Annotated in this window: 18 protein-coding genes; 9 read left to right on the plus strand and 9 right to left on the minus strand. The window is 42.2% G+C overall.

All coding sequences use genetic code 11. The features are described 5' to 3' along the window. Nucleotides 1-4 precede the first annotated feature (4 nt). Together ABMY35_RS07880 and ABMY35_RS07885 are read left to right on the plus strand one after the other, a co-directional pair. Nucleotides 5-1,123 carry a PilT/PilU family type 4a pilus ATPase gene (locus ABMY35_RS07880; RefSeq protein ID WP_349285685.1) on the plus strand — a complete coding sequence of 373 codons (1,119 nt, stop codon included), beginning with the start codon at nt 5-7 and terminating at the stop codon, nt 1,121-1,123. Next, complete coding sequence (locus ABMY35_RS07885; protein ID WP_349285686.1) at nt 1,104-2,006, plus strand: hypothetical protein; 903 nt, start codon at nt 1,104-1,106, stop codon at nt 2,004-2,006. Before ABMY35_RS07880 ends, ABMY35_RS07885 begins: the two co-directional genes overlap by 20 nt. A gap of 3 nt (nt 2,007-2,009) precedes the next feature. On the opposite strand, the gene ruvX is transcribed toward ABMY35_RS07885, so the two are convergent. The 6 genes from ruvX to ABMY35_RS07915 are packed head-to-tail and all read right to left on the minus strand — an operon-like array spanning nt 2,010 to nt 6,291. Further along, nucleotides 2,010-2,459, minus strand: coding sequence for a Holliday junction resolvase RuvX (gene ruvX, locus ABMY35_RS07890; RefSeq protein ID WP_349285687.1), 450 nt, complete (start codon nt 2,457-2,459; stop codon nt 2,010-2,012). 15 nt (nt 2,460-2,474) lie between these two features. Further along, on the minus strand, nt 2,475-3,035 hold the full coding sequence (locus ABMY35_RS07895; RefSeq protein WP_349285688.1) for a YqgE/AlgH family protein: 561 nt from the start codon (nt 3,033-3,035) through the stop codon (nt 2,475-2,477). A gap of 48 nt (nt 3,036-3,083) precedes the next feature. Beyond that, entirely contained in the window at nt 3,084-4,040 is a 957-nt protein-coding gene (gene gshB, locus ABMY35_RS07900; protein ID WP_138482684.1) for a glutathione synthase, read from the minus strand. 55 nt (nt 4,041-4,095) lie between these two features. Then, nucleotides 4,096-4,830, minus strand: a complete 735-nt coding sequence (gene rsmE / locus ABMY35_RS07905) for a 16S rRNA (uracil(1498)-N(3))-methyltransferase (protein WP_349285689.1) — start codon at nt 4,828-4,830, stop codon at nt 4,096-4,098. Nucleotides 4,831-4,887: 57 nt separating this feature from the next. After that, on the minus strand, nt 4,888-5,364 hold the full coding sequence (locus ABMY35_RS07910) for a hypothetical protein (protein ID WP_349285690.1): 477 nt from the start codon (nt 5,362-5,364) through the stop codon (nt 4,888-4,890). A 33-nt stretch (nt 5,365-5,397) separates the two neighbouring features. Further along, nucleotides 5,398-6,291, minus strand: a complete 894-nt coding sequence (locus ABMY35_RS07915; RefSeq protein WP_349285691.1) for a hypothetical protein — start codon at nt 6,289-6,291, stop codon at nt 5,398-5,400. Nucleotides 6,292-6,372: 81 nt separating this feature from the next. Between ABMY35_RS07915 and glnE the strand changes: the two genes are divergently transcribed. Next, nucleotides 6,373-9,168, plus strand: a complete 2,796-nt coding sequence (gene glnE / locus ABMY35_RS07920; RefSeq protein WP_349285692.1) for a bifunctional [glutamate--ammonia ligase]-adenylyl-L-tyrosine phosphorylase/[glutamate--ammonia-ligase] adenylyltransferase — start codon at nt 6,373-6,375, stop codon at nt 9,166-9,168. Between the two features lie 56 nt (nt 9,169-9,224). Here glnE and ABMY35_RS07925 read toward each other — a convergent pair whose 3' ends face one another. The 3 genes from ABMY35_RS07925 to tolC all read right to left on the minus strand — a co-directional run bounded on the left by ABMY35_RS07925 (nt 9,225) and on the right by tolC (nt 12,244). Further along, nucleotides 9,225-9,839 (minus strand): TcpQ domain-containing protein, encoded by a 615-nt coding sequence (locus tag ABMY35_RS07925; RefSeq protein ID WP_349285693.1) that lies wholly within the window; start codon nt 9,837-9,839, stop codon nt 9,225-9,227. A 16-nt stretch (nt 9,840-9,855) separates the two neighbouring features. Continuing rightward, nucleotides 9,856-10,782 (minus strand): LpxL/LpxP family Kdo(2)-lipid IV(A) lauroyl/palmitoleoyl acyltransferase, encoded by a 927-nt coding sequence (gene lpxL / locus ABMY35_RS07930; protein WP_349285694.1) that lies wholly within the window; start codon nt 10,780-10,782, stop codon nt 9,856-9,858. A gap of 121 nt (nt 10,783-10,903) precedes the next feature. Then, nucleotides 10,904-12,244, minus strand: coding sequence for an outer membrane channel protein TolC (gene tolC / locus ABMY35_RS07935; RefSeq protein ID WP_349285695.1), 1,341 nt, complete (start codon nt 12,242-12,244; stop codon nt 10,904-10,906). A 166-nt stretch (nt 12,245-12,410) separates the two neighbouring features. On the opposite strand from tolC, the gene nudF reads away from it, so the two are divergent. The 6 genes from nudF to parC all read left to right on the plus strand — a co-directional run bounded on the left by nudF (nt 12,411) and on the right by parC (nt 19,148). Beyond that, nucleotides 12,411-13,034, plus strand: a complete 624-nt coding sequence (gene nudF / locus ABMY35_RS07940; RefSeq protein WP_349285696.1) for an ADP-ribose diphosphatase — start codon at nt 12,411-12,413, stop codon at nt 13,032-13,034. Between the two features lie 12 nt (nt 13,035-13,046). Further along, nucleotides 13,047-13,502 (plus strand): DUF1249 domain-containing protein, encoded by a 456-nt coding sequence (locus tag ABMY35_RS07945; RefSeq protein ID WP_138482702.1) that lies wholly within the window; start codon nt 13,047-13,049, stop codon nt 13,500-13,502. After that, the gene (locus tag ABMY35_RS07950) at nt 13,489-14,262 is read left to right on the plus strand and encodes a metallophosphoesterase (RefSeq protein WP_349285697.1); all 774 of its coding nucleotides are present in this window, start codon (nt 13,489-13,491) and stop codon (nt 14,260-14,262) included. Before ABMY35_RS07945 ends, ABMY35_RS07950 begins: the two co-directional genes overlap by 14 nt. Further along, entirely contained in the window at nt 14,247-14,813 is a 567-nt protein-coding gene (locus ABMY35_RS07955) for a YqiA/YcfP family alpha/beta fold hydrolase (RefSeq protein WP_349285698.1), read from the plus strand. The genes ABMY35_RS07950 and ABMY35_RS07955 overlap by 16 nt, the downstream gene beginning before the upstream one ends. Before the next feature lie 34 nt (nt 14,814-14,847). Continuing rightward, nucleotides 14,848-16,737, plus strand: a complete 1,890-nt coding sequence (parE, locus tag ABMY35_RS07960) for a DNA topoisomerase IV subunit B (protein WP_058030634.1) — start codon at nt 14,848-14,850, stop codon at nt 16,735-16,737. 113 nt (nt 16,738-16,850) lie between these two features. Next, nucleotides 16,851-19,148, plus strand: coding sequence for a DNA topoisomerase IV subunit A (gene parC, locus ABMY35_RS07965; protein ID WP_349285699.1), 2,298 nt, complete (start codon nt 16,851-16,853; stop codon nt 19,146-19,148). Nucleotides 19,149-19,225 lie beyond the last annotated feature (77 nt).

The raw sequence follows: 19,225 nt of genomic DNA on the forward strand, positions 1-19,225 counted from the left end.
CATCATGTTATTGAATCAATTCTTACAAGCCATGGTAGACCGACAAGCATCAGACCTATTTGTTTCTGCGGGTCTCGCTGTGAGTGCCAAAATTGATGGTGAGTTAACGCCTCTAAGTGAGGAGCGCTTAACACCGGAAGCTTCTCTTGAGATTGTCGAGTCTGCAATGAATGACAGGCAAAAAGAAGAATTTTATCGCGAAAAGGAATGTAATTTCGCGATTGCCACCGATGAAGGTCGTTTCCGTGTATCTGCATTTTGGCAAAGAGATTGTGCGGGTATGGTACTGCGTCGTATTGTGACACAAATACCTGATGTGAATGATTTGGGCTTACCTTCTGTACTGACTGATGTGATCATGTCAAAGCGTGGTCTGGTGTTATTTGTCGGTGGTACAGGCACAGGTAAGTCAACATCACTAGCTGCACTGCTAGGTTATCGTAACCGTAATCAGCGTGGTCATATTCTAACAATCGAAGATCCAATTGAATTTGTGCATGAACACAAAAAGAGCATCATTACACAACGTGAAGTAGGGATTGATACAGAGAGTTTCGAAGCGGCGCTAAAGAGCTCGTTGCGACAAGCTCCTGATGTCATTTTGATTGGTGAAATCCGCTCGCAAGAAACCATGGAATACGCGCTTAGCTTTGCTGAAACAGGCCATTTATGTGTAGCAACATTGCACGCAAATAACGCTAACCAAGCGATTGACCGTATTATGCATCTGGTTCCAAAAGAGAAACATGATAAACTCAAGTATGACTTAGCATTGAACTTACGTGCAATTGTTGCCCAGCAACTCGTGCCTTCAGCGCAAGGCGAGGGGCGCGAAGCGGCCATCGAGATTTTACTTAACTCGCCAATGGTGGCTGAGCTTGTCAAAAAGGGTGACATAGGTTCAATTAAAGAAACCATGGCGAAGTCAAAAGAGATGGGTATGCAGACCTTTGATCAGGCATTGTTTGAGCTCTATAAACAACGTCGTATTAATTATGCCGATGCACTTCACTACGCAGACTCGCCGAATGATCTACGCTTAATGATAAAGCTGCAGAATAATGAACAGCAAGGCGCAGGTTTCCTACAAGGTGTGACTGTTGATGGGTTGGACTCAAAATAATAAGTATTTAAGAAGTTTATATTTTCTACTGCCTATGTTGGCTGTGTTGTTTAGTCACACAGTCAACGCGTTAGGTATAAACAAAATACAGATATACGTTAGGGATGATGTGTATATCGATTACAAACGCTTTCTAAACGGCCGTAAAGTCTCAGAGATCACTGACTTTTCTGGTGAGTATATTCGTCGAGACGTTGTTGATATGATTTTAGCGCAACAAGCACTTGCGTTAGGTGGTTTTACAAAAGAGTTTGAATATCAAACTGGAAACGTCAACTTTAGAAATACCAAACTGCTAGTGCAAGGAAAACTGCTACTCAGCATGGACAGTTATTGGTTGGAAGATGCCAAAGCAATGTCTGATTCTGTGTATATTAGCAAAGCACTCATTAAACGAGGTGAGTACTATGCAGGGGTATTTTATTCACCAAATAATGAAAAAATGCAGCAGCTTCACAGTTATCAGCAACTGATAAACTACACCTCAGTCAGCACTCCCCGCTGGCGTACCGATTGGGAAACATTACATAACTTACCATTAAATAAGCTATTTGTTGAACATGAGTGGGTGTCTCAAGCGCGCATGGTAAGCATGATGTGGGCTGACTTTATGTTAATGCCACTGATGCCGAGTCTTAAAAATGAATTTAATTTAGAAGGCATAAAGTTAGTTGCTCACCCAAATTTGGTGATGCTTTTGGATGGTAGTCGACACTTGGTTGTATCGAAAGCACATCCATATGGTAAAGAAGCTTTTAAAGCGTTGCAAAAAGGGTTAAAGATATTAAGGGAGCGTGGCATGATCATAAAAGCCTACACGCAAGCAGGCTTTATTCCTGATCTGTCAAAATATAAGGTTTTAAATCAGTTACCAACTAGGTAAGAATTAGTCCCAAAGCGATTCAAAAAAGCTCTCTAAAATGATAACCGCAGACATACCGTCTACGTTGCTCTTGCCTAAATTACGATAGCCACCTTGCTCGAATAAACGTGCTTTTGCGTCAGTGGTGGTCAGTCGTTCATCTTGGGTTTCAACTTGTAACTTAAAGTTATTGTGTAGGCGGTTGGCAAACTTTTTTGCTTGGAATGTAACTTGTTGATTCGTGCCATCCATATTTAACGGCAGTCCAACCACTAATAAATCAGGCTTCCAGTCGTCGATGTGTACAGCAATTTCATCCCAATTAGGAATACCATCTCGGGCTTTGACGGCGCCAACACTATTGGCTGTGCCAGTGATCTCTTGACCAACAGCAATACCAATACTTTTAGTACCAAAATCAAAACCCATTACCGTTCGTTGACCAATGGGTGTTTTTTCTTTTTTATCTGTCATTAATTTTATTCTTTATTAGGCGTGACCAGCGATAGTCGCAAGTTTAGACACATCGAAGCCAAGCATTTCAACTGCTTTTTGCCAGCGAAGCTCTACTGGCGTATTAAAAATGATTGCAGGGTCAGCTTTGATTACTAACCAGCTATTTTCTGACAGCTCACGTTCTAGTTGGCCTTGCTCCCAACCTGCATAGCCAAGGGTAATTATAAACTCACTGGGGCTGTCATCATAAGTCAGACTTGCTAGCACATCTTTAGACGTGGTTATCATGATCTCTGAGCTCAGCTCTTGGCTTGATGAATAGCCATATTTTGGCGTATGAAGCACAAAGCCTCTGTCGGTATGCACAGGGCCACCTGCAAACACATGGCGTTTAGAGGCTTCACTCATCTTGTTATTTTCGATATCAATTTTATCGAGTAGTTCACCGACAGTGACATTGACAGGGTGATTAATCACCAGCCCCATCGCACCTTCTTCATTATGCTCACAAATATACGTCACACTTTGCTTGAAGTAGGGGTCTTGCAAACTCGGCATTGCGATTAAGAAATGATTTTCTAATGATGATTGCATATTGATGGCCTTAGATCAGAAGATGGGGCGCATATCGCCCCATTTTGTTTATTTATTATGGGCTAGTTTCTCTTCGATCGCCTCATAGAATTTATCCATAATTGAAATATCAAAAGCTGCTTCGATTTCTTTTACACAGGTTGGCGCTGTGACATTGATTTCGGTTAGCTTGTTACCAATAATGTCTAAACCAACAAAAATGAGCCCTTTTTCTTTTAGAGTTGGGGCAACAGCTTGCGCGACTTTTAAATCATCCTCACTGATTGGACGGGCTTCACCACGACCTCCTGCTGCGAGGTTACCCCGGGTTTCACCACCTTGAGGAATACGCGCTAGGCAGTAAGGGATGACTTCCCCATTCACAACCAAAACTCGTTTATCGCCTTGCTTAATTTCTGGAATGTACTGTTGTGCCATTGCAAATCGGCTACCATGTTCAGTCAAGGTTTCGCAGATCACACCAATATTAGGATCATCTTGTTTTACTCTGAAAATTGATGCGCCACCCATGCCATCGAGTGGCTTTAAGATGATATCGCCATGCTTAGTTAAAAACTCGCGAATTTGTGCTTGAGAGCGAGTCACCAGCGTATCTGGTGTATGTTCACTAAACCATGCAGTAAATAGTTTTTCGTTAGCATCGCGAAGACTCTGTGGCTTATTAACGACTAGAGTGCCGGCATCTTCAGCGCGTTCAAGAATATAGGTAGCGTAGATGTATTCAGTATCAAATGGTGGATCTTTTCGCATTAAGATCACATCTAGGTCACTAAGTGCAATATCTTGTTTGTCTTCTAATGCATACCAGTTGTCAACGTCGTCAAACACAGTCGCTTTAGCTGCGGTTGCACGGGCTTGGCCTTGATATAAAAACAAGTCGTCCATTTCCATGTAGTAAAGTTCATAGCCACGTTGTTGTGCACTGAGCATCATGGCAAAGCCAGTGTCTTTTTTAATATTGAAACCACTGATAGGATCGCTAATGATACCGAGTTTAATTGCCATAATGTTTACCTAGTTATTTGAATGTTTTAATCAATATGGGGGTAGAAAAGCACTTTTAAAGTGCTAAATCACCAAATTGCAATTGCAGTGCACTTAATACGGTTAAAGCTGCTGTCTCTGTGCGAAGGACTCTTGGGCCTAAGCGAACATCTACAAAGCCTTGCTCTGAGGTCGCAGCCATCTCTTCATCAGTGAAGCCGCCCTCAGGCCCAACAACAAAACGCACACCTTGTGTTGGTACTGGCAAAGTTTTAATACTGTGCTCGGCACGAGGGTGTAGGGTTAACTTTAACTCTTCACTTTGCTGTGACAGCCACAGAGATAATTGAATTGGAGGGTGGATCTTGGTTACAAAATTACGACCTGATTGCTCGGCAGCAGCGATTGCGATTTTTTGCCATTGCTGGTGCTTCTTAGCGAGGCGATCACCGGTTAGTTTTACTCCACAACGGGTTGTGAACAGAGGGGTAATTTCGGTGATACCTAGCTCTACTGATTTTTGAATGGTGAAATCCATTTTATCACCGCGAGAAATCCCCTGACCCAGATGAATTTTAAGAGGTGATTCAACGTCAACGTCTTTGAATTCGATAGGTGTTGCTGTAACCGACTTTTTGCCTACTTCGGTCAGTTCACAAAAATACTCTCCCCCTTCGCCATTAAACAAAGAGACATTATCGCCTTGTTGCATTCTTAACACTCGACCAATATGGCCTGCAGCATCATCAGAAAGTAGAACTGGGGTGTTAAGGCTTAACTCAGAAGGTTGAAAAATATGAGGAACGCGCATAGTGATTAGACTTAAAAACAAAGGTGGGGCAATAGTAAGGCTAAGCGAAAGCGGCGTCTAGTCATTCTCTAATTTACATAAAGATGCTTCGATTGATCTATCGGCTTCATCAAGATGTTCACTGTGACAAGATAAGTGATTTTCATGAAACACATCTTGAATTTGACTGTAGTTATAACCTTCAGGTGTGATTTCAACTAAATATCGGATTGGGTGGAGAGCGTTGAATATAGCTCTTTGTTCTTCATTCGCGAGATGAAAATCTAAATCATGGATGACCACTCCAGCAATTTGATGATGTTCTAGTAAATAAGCGGCAAGCTCAGTCACACTTATTTCGTTAGCGAAGTCACAATAGCAGTAGTCTTTGATCAGATTGTCGAACATCATTTTAACTAAATGACGCGTATTTTCACCGGCAACAATAAGGTGTTGCGGCTTGTTTGGAAATTGTTGATTTTGATAGGTCACAAAATCTCTGCTGAACTCAGCATTACTGTCTATAAGTAAAAAATTTTCAAAACAAGTCGCCATACCTTCACCTTGCTTCAGTCAGTGGTTAACGCACTAAACTGAAAAGACATTAATAAGTAAATAGCCCATAGCGGTGAAAACCGCAAATTCTATACAGGCAACGCCAATATTATCTTGGTGATCAACTTCTAGTCCTACATTCACTTTGGGCAGAGCAAAATGAATAAGAGAAAAGCTCATCGAGTATAACAATACCCACATTATCCCACAGTGTAGCAATACGCTGTTGATATTCTCGACTATGGTGGCCCCGTGATAAGGTGCACTCTGTAACCCTGCAAAGAGCGCTAATGAAAGCCCAATGGTTTTACCCGCATATCGTATACCAATTGAGGTATTCGAAAGGTTAAAGTTTTGTTGTAACGAAGCGCCTTGGTTTGCCTTGGCAAATCGCATTTCTCTTAGCTTACTATCAATAGCGAATACGATCTGTAAAACAATAAAGCTCATCGTTGCCACTAATAAATCACTGACGCCCTGTGGGTGAAGCCAATGAAAAATACCTAATACAAGTATGGTATTACCCAGTAACATGCCTGAATCGACGAGGGCTGCACAGATATTTTGTTTCATGATGGCTTTTTCTTCATTGAATCGATTTAAAATCCATTTTCGATGAATATATTGACCTAGCAAAATAAAACTAAAAGAAATCAAAACGGTAAGTATGGCTAAGGTAAAATGGCCAGCAGTTAAGTGTTCATACACATCAGGAAAGATATATGCCCCAGTGATCGCGATGATACCGATTTGACAGGCGTAGTTAATGCCGAAGGCAAAGTTATCGCGTTTGGCAATTTCAGATTCGAGGGCTTTTTTGGCTTTGTATTGCATGATGAGACGATGACCAATCACAATCAGGCTTGCTAATACAAAACAAACTAAAATGGCAAAAATATTGATATCGAGTAAAGACAAATATGACATATAACGTGTAATGTTATGGTTTTAATAGATTAACTATAACGACTCCCAACTCATTGAGCTACCTAGCTTTGGAGATTTTTTATGCATCAGGTCGATTTTCCGCTTTCACTTTTGCAATTAGCTGAGCAACGTTGGCAGCAATTATATGGCGCACAGCCCTATGATGAGCAACTTGGGCGGTTAATAGGGCTCAGTGATTTTGCATTTAGAATTTTAGAAAAACGACCGGAGTTAGGGACTTGGTTACAGCAACTTAATGTTGACTGTCGTATCGTTCCAGAGCCACTGACAGGCGACCTAGTCGAACTGAGTGAGTTGGTATGTTTTAAACAACTGCGTTTATATCGTCAGCAGTACTGGCTAAAGGTGATGTGGTTAGACTTGGTTCATCAAAACCCCATCGAAGACAGTATTGAGTATATTTCTAAGTTGTCAGAAGCTTTAATCGGGGCCGCGAACCAATGGGCGTTTGCTCAAACAACAAAGCAATGTGGCGCCCCGTTAGATGAACAAGGAAACTCTCTGCCAATGTTGGTTTTAGGTATGGGTAAGCTTGGTGGCGGAGAGCTTAACTTTTCATCAGACATTGATTTAATTTTTACTTACCCAAGAAATTTATCGACGCAAGGCGGTAGGCGCAGTTTCGAATCCCAAGTGTTTTATACTAAGGTTGCGCAAAAGCTGATTAGCGCGTTAAACCAAGTGACTGCAGACGGGCAGGTATTCAGAGTGGACATGCGCCTTCGACCATTCGGTGAAAGCGGACCTTTGGTGATGAGCTTTGCTGCAATGGAAGATTATTACCAAGACCAAGGCCGTGAGTGGGAGCGTTATGCGATGCTCAAAGCAAGGCCGCTAGGGGAAGAAACCTGTTATTGGGATGAATTTAAGCAACTACTTAAACCTTTTGTATATCGCCGTTATATCGACTTCTCAGTGATTGAGTCGCTTAGGAAAATGAAGCATCTCATCTCGCAAGAGGTACGCAGGAAAGGGTTGGTAAATAATATCAAACTCGGTGCAGGTGGTATTCGTGAAGTCGAATTTATAGTGCAAGCACTTCAGATGATCCGCGGAGGTCGAGATGTCGGCTTGCAAACCCCCTCTATATTGGCTGCCATTTCAGAATTAACCGAGCTTGATATCTTACCAAGTGAAGTCAGCCATAGTTTAAAGCGTCACTACTTATTTCTTCGCAGAGTCGAGCAATACCTGCAAGCATTTGATGATCAACAAACGCAAACTTTGCCCGATTCGGAGTTAGATAAAGTGAGACTGGCTTACTTACTCGAACATCAAGATTTTCAGTCAACTTTGCCGCAGATTAACCAAGTGATGGAATCTGTTCGACAAGAATTTGCTTTAGTGGTGGGGGATGAACCTCAAGAGCAAACGAGTTTTGATGACAGCTATAGCTATGCCTGGTTACAAAGAGATTGCTTACAATTAGAAGGTGTACTCGAAGCTGAAAAATTAGCGCAATGGCAAAATGTGCTGGTTGAGTTTGATGCCAAGCTGAATAAGCGTCATGTAGGCATAAGAGGGCGAGATATACTAGATAAGTTGATGCCTGCTCTACTGCATGCTCTGGCACAGCAAAAAAGCTCAGCTGAGTTGTTGCTGCGGGTTTTAAACATTGTTGAAATGATTGCGACTCGAACTACTTATTTAGAATTACTGTTTGAGAATCAGGGCGCACTTAAGCAATTGGTTCTGTTGTGTGGCCATAGCAAGTGGATCGCTGAACATATTGCAAAATACCCTATATTGCTTGATGAACTCATTGATCCAGCAGCGCTTTATAAACCTTTACCCTTGAGTGAGTATCGGACTGAAATTAGGCAGTATTTCTTACGTATTGAGCAAGATGACCTCGAGTTACAAATGGAAGCGCTAAGACAATTTAAGCAAGCGCATCAATTACGTATTGCCGCCGCGGATGCGACCGGTGTGTTGAGCATCATGAAAGTCAGTGATCATCTTACAGCGCTTGCTGAAGCAATCGTATCTCAGTCAGTGAATCTAGCTTGGCAGCAAATGGTAAGCCGCTACGGTGAGCCACAGGGCTGTAATGAGCTTAGTAAGGGCTTTGCAGTAATCGCTTATGGCAAAGCGGGAGGCTTAGAGCTAGGCTATGATTCAGATCTTGATTTAGTATTTGTCCATAATCAACAAGGTGATAGCAGTACGATTGGTAATAAACAAATCTCCTCGCGTCAGTTTTATTTAAAGCTTGCTCAGCGTTTGATGCACTTATTCAATACTCGTACAGCGTCAGGTATTTTATATGAGCTTGATACAAGGCTTCGCCCTGAGGGGAACTCTGGCTTGTTGGCGATTAATATTGAAAGCTTTAATCATTATCAGCAGTCACAAGCGTGGACATGGGAACATCAAGCTTTGACCCGAGCGAGAATGATTTACGGTGAGACTGAGTTAGTCGAGCGTTTTGCTGAGATCCGTAAAGATATCTTATGTACAGCAAGGGATGAAGCTCAGCTAAAAGATGATGTGGTCAAAATGCGCGAAAAAATGCGCGCGCACCTTTCTAAAGACAGTGAACAAGCATTTGATTTGAAACAAGGTCATGGAGGCATGACAGACATTGAATTTATCGCTCAGTTTTTGGTGTTAAATCATGCTAAGCATTGTCATGAACTCACGCATTTTTCAGATAATATTCGTATTCTAGAAAGTGCTGTGCAACAGGGAGTGATCAACTCAGAGCAACAAACTATTTTGACAGAATGTTATTGCACACTTCGTGAGCATTATCACTTAAATAGTTTAAATCAGCACGGTCGATGCGTGCCAAGAGAGCTGGTAGCCGTTCAGGTAGAACTGGTCAGAAATATTTGGCAGCAACTTTTCAACTAAGCCTGTCTCTAGAATAAAAAATGGGGCTAATTTCAGCCCCATTTTTTGTTGATGATTTACTTATTTAGCCTTCTACAATTCGTTCTGACAAAGTGAGAAGGTTTTTGTGTAATAACCGCCGCGCGATGGTTCGGACAAAAGAAAGTATACACTTCGTACTCGAAGTCATCATTGATTGCGCGACCAATCTGATAAAGTGCCGACACAAAATTACTATCGACTCTGAAGTTATGTTTGACGACATAATCTCTTTCTAAATACCAAAATAGTTCAATGCCTTCTTCACGCGCATAGTTGGCTAATACCTCTTTTAAGGTGCCGCCTGATTCGAAACGTCGTGGTGTTGATTCACCAGTCCAACCGGGTGAGGATGGCTTTACAACGAGGCCGCGTTGTGCCAGCGCATCATCTAGAGGAAAAGTTGGTTTTCCTAAATTTATGACGTACTGATCACGTTCGGTATCTCGCTCGCTAACTCGGTTTCTAAAGCTCTCGTAAAACTGCGACAGACCTTTTGCTGCGGCATTACTGGTTTTTGTCATATCCATATTCTCAGGCAGAGCGCCATTGAGAACATAATAGGCTGCTGCAATTAATATTGCGCTCAAGGCGAGGTGTTTTACCCAAAACCCCATTGAAGACGACTTTTTTCTCTTATTTTTTTTAGCCATACATAGCACTCATGATCTATTTATAGTACGACGGCGCATTTTGATCAGGTCGTGTTTTAAACCTTCTGTGTAACCACATATATTGCGATGGTGCTTTATCGATAGATAGCTCCATAAGTTCATTTACGCGCCTTACGTCACTATTTTCATCACCACTAGGGAAATTTTCCAGAAGTGGGTAGAACTCAATATGATATTTACCATCTTTATCGCGAGTCCCTGAAAAGCTTAGGGCTTCACAATGTTTGCTTGCTGCAAAAAGGAGAGTTCCGGTTGTTGTCGCAGCATCTTTTACCGCATAGAAAGAAGTGAACTCGCAACGGTTTCGACCATAGTCTTGGTCGGGTAAGTAGTAGCACATCTTTCTATTTTTTAATGACTGCAATAAACCCTTTACATCTCTTTTGCCAATTAATGCCTCGTTAGATCGAAGGCGACCTCGTGTCATAAAATACTCCATCAAGGCATTGTTATGTGGACGGTAAAATCCAACTCCTGGCTGAATAGAGCCGACAATTCGCCCTAGCATTTCAAGGTGTAACATATGCGGTACAAGTAACAGTACACCTTTACCCTCAGCTTGGACGCGCTCTACATGCTCAAAGCCCTTAATAGAGCCGATGACATTTTTAACCCGCCAGTTTGGCCACCACCATGCCATACCTGTTTCTAACGTTGCTACGCCTGTGTTTTTCATGTTCTCTTTTACGAGTTTAGCCTGATCAGCCTCGCTCATATCAGGAAAACAAAGCTTGATATTTACTTCGGCAATTTTACGGCGTTTCTTAACATATTTATGGACTAATTTTCCCAGACCTTGACCTAACCATATTTGTATTTTTTGTGGAAGCCAAGAAATTAGGTAAAGGAAAAGCACACCAAGCCAAGTTAACCAATACTTTGGTGCCAAAAAAGCGAGTTTAAAAGATGGATTTGTGACCACAAAAGTTCTCTCGTAAACAGAATTGTCGATAGTTTAACGATAAGCTTTTCAAAATACAAAAGCCGGCGAGTGCCGGCTTTTGAAAAAAGAATTTTAAGTGTCTGTTTAACTGGACTTAATTTTAGCCTTCAACAAGGCCTTTGTTAATAGCTTCAAGGTCAGCTCTTGAAAGCGTACCTGTCGCTTGCTTAAGTCTAAGTGAAGAAAGCACGTATTGATAACGTAGGTTAGCAAGGTTACGTTTTGCTGCATATAAGTTTCGTGTACTGACTAGTACGTCAACAATAGTACGAGTACCTACTTCAAAACCCGCTTCTGTTGCTTGTAAAGCACTCTCAGCAGAAACAACGGCTTGCTCTAGTGCGCGGTATGTAGCCACATCAGACACCACTTGGTTATAAGACGTGATCACCGAACGCGTGATGTCACGCATACTCTTTTCTAGATCTTCGCTCGCTGCAACATAATTAGCTCTTGCTCTGTCTGTCGCTGCTTGTGTTTTACCACCAGAGTAAATTGGTACGTTTAAAGTTAATCCAATTTGTGTCGTATCGCCACGAGGTTTTCCGTCAGCACCAGCTGTATTAGTTAAACCATCTGAGTATGACGCTTCAAAACCAAGTGTTGGGTAATGACCCGCTTGCGCTCTGTCAATTTCATCTGATGCAATGTCGAGTGACGCTTTAGTGATTTGTAAAGATAAATTACGCTCTTTTGCAATATCAATAAAATCAGTTGATTTTTTAGTTGGCTTCACAGTTGAAAAAGTATCAGTGTTTAAAGCATCAAGTTTGCTGTGGTATTTGCCAGTGATTGTTCTTAATGTTTCACGCGCGGTTTCAACATCATTTGAAGCAACAATTTCGTCAGCAACTGCACGGTCAAACTGGGCTTGTGCCTCATGCACATCAGTAATTGCTGTTAAGCCCACTTCATAGCGTTGCTTTGTTTGTTCAAGCTGACGTTCGATTGCGCGTTTTTCTGCTTGTACGAATTCAAGATTGTCTAATTTACTTAAAACGTCAAAGTAACCTTGGGCAATGCGAACAATTAGGTCTTGCTGAGCTAAGGCATACTGAGTCTCGGATTGCAGTGCTTGTTTTTCCGCTATGCCCAAACTTTCCCACACACCTAAACTGAATACGGTTTGTGAAAGAGTAAGCGTACGACTGAAAGTGTCTGAAGATGAACTACCAAATACATAACCTTGAGCGTCGTTTCCGTCGTAACCATCGTTATCGGTTTCACCATAGCTCATTCTTAAACCTAATGTTGGTAGTAATTCACCTAATGCGCTGTCTTTAGCAAACTTTTGAGCGTCTGCTTGGGCTTTTGCTTTTAATACCGTAGGATCATTGGCAGTTGCAATGTCGTAAACTTGTAATAAATCTTCGGCTTGAGAAATCGTGCTGGTTAAAGCGCATGATAAACCAACAAGTAGTGATAATAAGCTTTTTTTCATTTGTCGCTCGATCCTTAGACAATTTTTAATTGAGAGTATGTTACCGTGTTTTTATCAATAGCAAAGGGGTAAATACGTAAAAGTTTACGTTCAAGTGTAACAGAATATATTACAGTTGAAATACTTAGTTTTTGGCGTCTAGATCCCTATTTTTAAAGGTAAATTTATGAAGTCTATAAATCAATTTAATGAAAATGATGTAAAAATCACATCAATTGAGCCGGTTTTTGAGGGCTTCTTTAAAATTCATGCGTATAAATTTAACCATGCGCTTTTTGCTGGTGGCATGAGTCAAACTGTGCGCAGAGAAATACTAGAGCGCGGCCATGCTGTGGCTGTTTTACCGTACGATCCGAGTACAGATAATGTACTACTTATTGAGCAAATTCGCATAGGCGCGCTGGCAACAAAAGACTCACCTTGGTTACTAGAATGTATTGCTGGCATGGCCGAGGGGTCGACTGACTATGAGGAAGTGGTTCGCAAAGAAGCCAAAGAAGAAGCCGGCTTAGAACTGCAAGAGCTTGAGTTTATGACATCATATTTATCAAGTCCTGGCGGTACCACTGAACGATTATATTTATATCTGGCGAAAACAGACTTATCCAATGCAGGTGGTATTTATGGTTTGGATAATGAAGACGAAGATATCAAAGTGCATGTTATGCCTTATGATAAAGCGATTGCCCGCCTAAACAGTGGAGAAATTGATAACGCTGCGACTGTGATTAGTCTACAATGGTTAGCGTTAAATAAAGCACGTATTTTGGAACAATGGCAAGCAGAGTAAAGAGGTGCACAGTTGAGTAATGTGGTTACTAGGCAAGCGTATATTCAATCTCTCCCCAAGTATATTACTTTGTGTGAGCGTAACTACTTACGCGCATTAAAAGTATTACCTGAAGAAGTGGTTGGCGAGAAGCGTAAAATCGTATTAGCCAATGCCAGTTACGAAGTACATATTGACGACTGTGCAAAATACACCACAGATATCTCAATTAAACAAACCTCAACAATTAGCGACTATCTACCCGAATTAGATATCGCTGTGCGCCTATACCATGATGCTAAAGTGGCTGAAGTGGTGCATCATGATTTTCATCAGCGTATTAAGCCCTCTTATGGTTATCCTAATCCGAGCATGCATCATAAAGATGAAAAATATCAGCTGAATGCTTTTTTAGGAGATTGGCTGATGGCATGTTTAGAAAGTGGTCGAGTACCTTTAAACTGGGATGTGAATAATGGCATGGTTTGAACAAGTTTATACTTTTGATACCCGCCATTTAAAACTTGCTCATTTTACTGATTGTCACTTATTCGCTAACAGAGAAGGTGAATACTTTTCTGTAAATACAGCAAGCAACTTAGCGGCAACCTTCGAGTTCCTTGCTACACAGCAATTAGATGCGGCAATATTTGGAGGGGATATTACCCAAGACCATTCTGCTAAGTCTTATCAGTTATTTGCAGAGCTTTTAGAGCAAAGTGACTTAACCTGTCCGATCTTTTGGCTGCCTGGAAATCATGATGAGCCCTGTGAGTATGCGGCGATTGAAAATACCCAAATACTGCCACATAAAAAACTAATTGCAGACGGCGTTGAAGTATTACTGCTGAATTCAAAAGGCGACACGCCAGCAGGTTGGTGTACACTAAGCCACCTTGAAGAATTAAACATGCATTTGGATGAAACTGAAAACCATGTGCTCGTGCTATGTCATCACCATCCAGTGCCAATCAACGGCTATTTAGATAAACACATTTTAGAAAATGGGCCGCAGTTATTAAACACCTTGGTTGAGAGTGAAAAAGTAAAAGCGCTTATTCACGGCCATGTGCATAACGATTACTCGCAAAGCTATAGAGAGTTGCCAGTGTTAGCAACACCGGCAACTTCGATTCAGTTTTCAAAAGCAACGTTAGATTGGCAGCAGCAAAATTTAGGGCCAGCGGTGCGTCTAATTGATTTTTCGCGTTCAGTGTTTAAAACAGAGGTGATATGGTTAAACGCGTAATCTACATTCACGGGTTTAATAGCTCAGAGAAGTCATTTAAAGCGCAACAGTTTGGACAATGGATATCAAGGCATTATCCTGATATTGAATATATCTCACCGAGGTTACACTTTGATCCCAGAGTTGCAATTATTCAGCTAACACAGCTGATTGACCAACATACGGTGTTGTTGGGCAGCTCGTTAGGTGGATATTATGCGACCTATTTGTCGCAGCTGCATAACATTAAAGCAGTTGTGATTAATCCGGCAGTTAAGCCTTTTGAATTATTAGCAGATTACTTGGGACCGCAGTATAATCCCTACCAAGACATGCACTACGAACTGACCTTAGAGCATGTTGCTGCTTTACAATCACTATTTATGACTCATCTTCCACATCCAAGTAGGGTAATGTTGCTTCAGCAAATGGGAGATGAAGTTTTGCCATTTGAGCAAGCAGTTGATTATTTTAAACAATGCGCGCAACATGTAGAGTTTGCCGGTGATCACAGTTTTATGGGTTTTGAGCGTTACTTTGACACCGTTGCCAAATTTCTTAAAATCACGTAAAACAAAACGAATAAAAAAGATAAAGAATTAAGCCATGAGCCAGCAGAATTATAATGCCGAAGCGATAGAAGTTTTAAACGGGTTAGAGCCTGTAAAGCGTCGCCCGGGAATGTACACAGATACCACTCGACCTAATCATTTAGGCCAAGAAGTAATAGATAACAGTGTTGATGAAGCATTAGCTGGCCACGCAACCAAGATTGATGTCATCCTGCATGAAGATAACTCACTAGAGGTTATCGATGATGGCCGAGGTATGCCGATTGATATTCACCCAGAAGAAGGCATTCCTGGGGTAGAGCTGATCCTAACTAAACTGCATGCTGGTGGTAAATTCTCAAACAAAAACTATCAGTTTTCAGGTGGTCTACACGGGGTAGGTATTTCAGTCGTAAACGCCTTGTCAACGCGTGTTGAAATTAGCGTGCGTCGTGATGCTCAAGTCTATGAAATGGCATTTGAAAACGGCGATAAAGTACAAGACCTAGAAGTGACTGGCACGGTAGGTAAGCGCAATACGGGTACTTCAGTCCACTTTTGGCCTGATGCAAGTTACTTCGATTCAGCAAACTTCTCTTTATCTAAACTTAATCACTTACTAAAAGCCAAAGCGGTTTTATGCCCAGGCTTACGTATTCGCTTTATCAATAAGCAAACCAAAGAAACGCAAGAATGGCACTATGAAGCCGGTCTTGAAGATTACCTAAAAGACGCAGCAAGTGGTTTTGAAGTATTACCAAAATCGCCTTTCACAGGCAGCTTTAGCGGCTCAACAGAAGGTGTTGATTGGGCGCTACACTGGTTACCTGAAGGTGGCGAGTCAATCGCAGAAAGCTACGTAAACTTAATACCAACAGCACAAGGTGGTACACACGTAAATGGTCTTCGCCAAGGCTTATTAGAGGCCATGCGTGAGTTTTGTGAATTCCGTAACTTATTACCCCGAGGCGTGAAGCTAACTCCAGACGATATCTGGGATAAATGTAGCTACGTATTATCGGTGAAGATGCAAGACCCACAATTTGCAGGTCAAACCAAAGAAAAGCTATCTTCTCGTTCATGTGCGACCTTTGTGTCGGGCATTGTAAAAGATGCCTTTAGTTTATGGTTAAATGAGCACACAGAAACGGCTGAGTTACTGGCAGAATTGTGTATCAGCAATGCGCAAAAGCGGATGCGCGCAGCGAAAAAAGTGGTGCGTAAAAAGGTCACATCAGGTCCTGCATTACCGGGTAAGCTAACCGACTGTTCGGGCAGTGAAACAGAGCGTTCAGAGCTATTTCTAGTAGAGGGTGACTCGGCGGGCGGTTCTGCGAAGCAGGCCCGAGACCGTGAATTCCAAGCTATCATGCCGCTGCGCGGTAAAATCCTAAATACCTGGGAAGTTGAATCAGGGCAAATTCTAGCTTCTCAAGAAGTACATGATATTTCAGTCGCTTTAGGTATCGATCCTGATTCAACTGATCTATCGGGCCTGCGATATGGCAAAATTTGTATTCTTGCTGATGCTGACTCGGATGGATTACACATAGCAACACTCTTGTGTGCACTATTTGTTAAGCATTTCCCAACCTTAGTCAAAGCGGGTCATGTGTATGTGGCTATGCCGCCATTATTCCGTATCGACATTGGTAAAGAAGTTTATTACGCGCTCGATGAAGACGAAAAACGTGGTATTTTAGATAGAATTGAAGCCGAGAAAAAACGCGGTAAAGTGAACGTACAACGATTCAAAGGTCTGGGTGAAATGAACCCCATGCAGTTACGTGAAACGACTATGGACCCTAATACGCGCCGTCTCGTACAACTGACGTTAGATGAAGAAGAGCACACCATTGAAATGATGGATATGCTGCTTGCGAAAAAGCGCTCGGGTGACCGTAAATCATGGCTTGAAGAGCATGGCGACAGAGCCGAAGTATAAGAATAGATTTTAAAATTGAGTAGCCGCTAAACGATATAATCGCTAGCGGCTTTGTACGTTTTGTTCATTTCAATTAATGAAAGCGTATAAAGATAATAACAATAGGGCGCGATATGACAGATCCGCAAACCTTGTCCTTACAGGGCATAGAACAACAAACCATGGGGCGTTTTACTGAAGACGCTTACCTCAACTATTCCATGTACGTGATCATGGACCGTGCACTGCCACATATTGGCGATGGTTTAAAACCAGTGCAACGTCGTATTGTGTATGCGATGAGCGAGCTGGGTCTTTCAGCTGCCGCTAAGTATAAAAAATCAGCACGTACAGTCGGTGATGTGCTGGGTAAATACCATCCTCACGGAGACAGTGCGTGTTACGAAGCCATGGTATTAATGGCGCAGCCGTTCTCATATCGCTATCCGCTCGTTGATGGTCAAGGTAACTGGGGTGCTGCGGACGATCCTAAGTCTTTTGCCGCAATGCGTTATACCGAAGCCCGATTATCTAAATTCTCAGAAGTGCTGTTAAAAGAACTAGGCCAAGGCACCGTTGATTGGACCCCGAACTTCGATGGCACCATGAACGAACCGCAAGTACTGCCAGCACGTTTGCCTCATATCTTACTAAATGGCGTAACGGGTATAGCGGTAGGTATGGCGACAGATATACCGCCACATAATGTTCGAGAATTAGCGTCTGCCTGTTGTACGTTACTTGATAAACCAAAAACAACCCTTGAAGAGTTGTTAGAACTCGTTCAGGCACCTGATTATCCTACGGATGCTGAAATTATCACGCCAAAAGCGGATATTCAGAAAATCTATACCACGGGTAAAGGCTCAATAAAAATGCGTGCGGTTTACACTGAAGAGCAAGGTGAAGTGGTGATCACGGCTTTACCGCATCAGTGTTCTGGCGCAAAAGTATTAGAGCAAATTGCAGCGCAGATGACAGCGAAAAAGCTGCCTATGGTGGCAGATCTTCGCGATGAATCAGATCATGAAAACCCAACGCGCATTGTGATTGTCCCTCGTTCAAATCGAGTTAAAGTCGAACCTCTGATGGCGCACTTATTTGCAACCACAGATTTAGAAAAGAGCTATCGTGTTAACCTGAACATGATTGGCTTAGATGGCAGACCGCAAGTTAAAGATTTACGATCAATTTTAGCGGAATGGCTTGTATTCCGCCGTGAAACAGTACGCCGTCGTTTGCAGTATCGTTTAGATAAAGTGCTTGCTCGACTGCACATTTTAGAAGGTTTAATGATTGCCTTCTTAAACATCGACGAAGTCATCGAAATTATCCGTAATGAAGATAATCCAAAAGCAGAGTTGATGTCGCGCTTTGGGTTATCAGATAAGCAAGCTGAAGCCATTCTAGATCTAAAACTTCGTCATTTAGCGAAGCTAGAAGAGATGAAAATCAAAGGCGAGCAAGATGAACTTGCGGCAGAGCGTGACAAGCTAGAGCTAACGCTTGGCTCTGATCGTCGTATGTCGACTTTGATGAAAAAAGAAATTCAAGAAGCCGCAGAGCTTTATGGCGATGAACGCCGCTCACCTGTGGTTGAGCGTGGTGAGTCAAAAGCCTTAAGTGAAAAAGATTTAATTCCTTCAGAAGCCGTGACGGTGGTGCTATCTGAAAAAGGCTGGGCGCGTGTAGCCAAAGGCCATGATATTGATGCAGAAGGCTTGAACTATCGTTCAGGTGATGAATATAAAGCCTCTGCACGAGGCAAAAGTAATCAACCAGCCGTATTCTTAGATAGTACTGGGCGCGCGTTTGCGACTGATGCGCATAGCTTACCGTCGGCCAGAAGCCAAGGTGAACCAATGACAGGTCGCTTTAGCTTAGCGGGTGGTGCGACATTTGAACACGTGGTGATGGGTGAAGAAGAAGAGCTTTACCTCATGGCAACCGATGGCGGTTATGGCTTCATTACAGGCTTCAATGACTTAGTCAGTAAGAATAAAAACGGTAAAGCGCTAGTAACCGTGCCGAAAGGAGCTGAGCTCATAGCACCGATTTCTGTGAATGATGTTGCAACCGATCGCTGTATGGCAATTTCGAATGAAGGTCGAATGCTCATTTTCCCACTACGTGATCTACCAAAACTGGCTAAAGGTAAAGGCAATAAGATCATTTCTATTCCAAGTGCGAAAGTACAAGCGCGTGAAGAATTTGTAAAAGTACTCGCGTGTGTGCCAGATGGTGCATCGGTTACATTGCATGCAGGTAAGCGCAAACTAACCCTTAAGCCTAGTGATTTAGAACATTATTATGGTGAGCGTGGTCGTCGTGGTAATAAACTACCAAGAGGGCTTCAACGTGTTGATGAATACGAAATTGAGTTTACCAAAGCGGAGCCTATTGAAGAGGCCCCGTCAGAAAGCTCAGAGTAAGCATTTAAGTTTTGTAAGCCCGCAATTGCGGGCTTTTTTAATGGCTAATCGTATTAGCTAATCATCTGAACTATAAA

Source organism: Pseudoalteromonas sp. BZB3 (assembly GCF_040104455.1).
Taxonomy (GTDB): Bacteria; Pseudomonadota; Gammaproteobacteria; order Enterobacterales; family Alteromonadaceae; genus Pseudoalteromonas.